Source organism: Arthrobacter agilis (genome assembly GCF_002953615.1).
Taxonomy (GTDB): Bacteria; Actinomycetota; Actinomycetes; order Actinomycetales; family Micrococcaceae; genus Arthrobacter_D; species Arthrobacter_D agilis_B.
Genome location: NZ_CP024915.1, coordinates 3,386,455 through 3,389,146, shown reverse-complemented (window position 1 = coordinate 3,389,146; position 2,692 = coordinate 3,386,455). Strand labels below are relative to the sequence as shown.

The following is a 2,692-nucleotide window of genomic DNA, read 5'->3' as shown; positions in this document are numbered from 1 at the left end:
GTCCCCGCCGAGCCGTGCCACGAGGTCGGTCTCGCGCACCACGCTGTTGAGGCGGTTGGCCACTTCCTGGAGGACGCGATCGCCCGCGTCATGACCGAACCGGTCGTTGACGTTCTTGAAGCTGTCGAGGTCGAGGAGGAGGAGGGCCGGTGGCGGGGCGCCGTTGGCGGCCTGGGTGAGCGCCTCCTCGATGCCGTCCATGAGTGCCACACGGTTGGCGAGCCCGGTCAGGGCGTCGGACATCGCCATCTTCATCATGTCGAGGTGCGCCTGGCGGAGCATCGCCGTGCGGCTCTCGACGCGCTTCTCGAACTGCTCGTAGACCTGTTCGAGTTCCTCAGCGAGCAGGTTCACGCCGGTGATGACGGCGTCGACCTCGTCCCGTGCGCTCGACGGCTCGATGCGGCTGCTGAGTTCCCCACGGGACAGGCGGACGATGCTCTCGACCAGCATGGCCAGCCGGGGGTCCTTGTGGTCAGCGCTCATTTGTCCCAGCGTACAGTCCGGAGGCGGAGCTTCCCCGTGAGCGGAGCCCGGCGGGGCGGAAGCGGGCGCAGGGCGCGGGGACGGCGACAACCAGCCATGTCGATACCCCCGAATCGTCGCCGTAGAATCACGTGGTCCACGCCGGCCGGATGGGCGGCGTGTCCTTTGTCGCGTGTACCTGGAGCGCAGTGCCGAGGCGCTACGTGACGGGGAAAGGTTAGCACTGTGCATCGGCACTTCCCGGCCGTGCGGTGGACGCCGATCCATCGAGCACCGGCCACTCGTCCCCCGGCAGCAGGAAACCCCGGTCGGGGTGGGAGTAATGGGGGGAAACGCCCAGCCCGACCGGGGCCTGCGGACGAGTCTACGGCAGAAGTGTCGAGGGCACGTCCCGAGGCGGGGTCAGGAACTCCTTGACATCGCACCGGGAGCCGGTTCAGGGCCGGGACGCTCCGATGTCCCGGATCAGTGCCCTTGCGGTGGAGGCCCTGTCCTCGGCGCCGGATTGCAGGAACAGGTCCTCGCTCAACTGGAGATTCGGGATGGCCTCCGCATTGCTCCCATGGCCGGACAGCGCCTGGCCCAGAAGGAAGTGTGCCTGTGCGGCGACGTGCGATGCGAGGAGCTGCTTGCGGGCGATGATCGCGGTGAGCTGTTCGACGGCAGCCTCGAACTGCCCGGTCAGGACGTGCCATTGCGCCCGGATCAGTTTCAGTTCGAGGCGGTCACGTTCCGTCCCCCCGACGATCGAGCTGGCAAGTTCCGCCCGCTCGATGCACTCGAGTGTCTCGGGTTCGAGCACGCCGGCGGCGAGGCGGAAATCCGCCGAACCGCGATTGAAGCGGGCCCAGAGATCGAGATCGTTGGTGGGGGACAGGGTCTTCGCTGCGAGCTCGTGGTAGGACACGCCCTCGCTGATATTCCTGAGAAGGAAGGCCACGTTGCCGATCGCCCAATAGGACTGGCCGGCGTACTTGTTGTCCTGGTCCTTGTCGAGGAGGTCGGCGAGGATGCGGCACTCACTCCAGGCACTCTCGAGCTGGCCGCTCTCAGCCAGAGCCGCGATCAGCGCATTCTGAGCCTCGATGACGATGGTGTTCTGGTTGGGTTCGAGCAGTGCTTCCGAGACAGCACGACGCGCTGCTTGAACTGCTGAGGCGAGATCGCCGCTTCCCTGCAGGGCGAAGGCCTGGAGGGTGAAGACCCGTGCACTGAGCGCCTTCGACCGCTCCGTCAGGGAATGCGCAGCCAGTTCATCGGCAATGGTCTGCGACTCCTGCATCAGACCTTGTTTCCGAAGGCATTCCCCGACCAGGAACGTGGCGTTCCACCAGCCCAGATCGTCCCCGTCCTCACGGGCCGCGGATGCCAATTCCATCGCGAGACTCTGGGCGGCCACGTAGTCCCGCTGGTTCCAGGCATCACGAGCACGGAACTCGAGGAGCAACCGCTGGCCCGGGCCTTCCCTGTATGACATGCGCACCCTTCGGCTTTCCGTGTGGTCGGTTGCTCGTCCCATTATTCGGTGTACCAGGTCCAAGAACCATCCGCTGGAAAAATACTCCGAAAAAATCCTCTGAAAATGTTACTAAAGTGGCTGGAGTGGCTTACGATGATTCTCGAGTCGCTTGTGGTAATAAGGCGGCTCGCCACCACCACTGTTGATCAAGCCAAAGGACCACCGCTATGAAGCGCCTCACCTCCGCACTCCTCCTCGCAACCCTTCTCGTCACCGGCGGTGCAGCGGCAGCGAACGCCGCCCCCGCCAAGGCCGGCACCGGCACCGTCACCTCGCCCGATCGCGTCGGATCCTGGCCGTTCTGATCCACTCTCGGCTGTACACCGCCATCCGTTAGGCGGACGGCACCAGTAGGGCTTGAAATGCAGTACTGATACCGCGGGCACCCTCGATTCTGGGGAGGGAGTGCCCGCGGTATCTCCTTTTGAGCGTTCCGCCGGACGTCCTCGGGCCCTGCTCGTGTGCCGATGATGGCAGCGGCAGGCGCCGCGCCGGGCGCCGATGCCTCACGCTAGGCTTGGCCGCATGCGAATTGCACGCTTTGTCGTAAATGATGACCCACTGTTCGGTGTCGTGGAAGGTGCGGCGGGAAGCGAGGAGGTGGCCGTCATCCAGGGCGACCCCTTCTACGCCGGCGTCCAGCTGACCGGCGTCCGCCATGCGCTGGAGGACGTCCGGCTCCTGGCC

4 protein-coding genes are annotated in these 2,692 nt (G+C 65.5%); 2 read left to right on the top strand and 2 right to left on the bottom strand.

All coding sequences use genetic code 11. The features are described from left to right. Positions 1–486 (bottom strand): diguanylate cyclase domain-containing protein (locus tag CVO76_RS17540; protein ID WP_208740185.1); only part of this gene is annotated, 486 nt, incomplete at its 3' end. 436 nt (positions 487–922) lie between these two features. Beyond that, positions 923–1,963: a hypothetical protein gene (locus tag CVO76_RS16665; protein ID WP_208740184.1), complete on the bottom strand. Its 1,041-nt coding sequence runs from the start codon at positions 1,961–1,963 to the stop codon at positions 923–925. A gap of 209 nt (positions 1,964–2,172) precedes the next feature. Between CVO76_RS16665 and CVO76_RS16660 the strand changes: the two genes are divergently transcribed. Continuing rightward, positions 2,173–2,310: a hypothetical protein gene (locus tag CVO76_RS16660; RefSeq protein ID WP_208740183.1), complete on the top strand. Its 138-nt coding sequence runs from the start codon at positions 2,173–2,175 to the stop codon at positions 2,308–2,310. Positions 2,311–2,530: 220 nt separating this feature from the next. Beyond that, a partial coding sequence (locus CVO76_RS16655; RefSeq protein WP_208741888.1) for a DUF2437 domain-containing protein occupies positions 2,531–2,692 on the top strand: 162 nt, incomplete at its 3' end.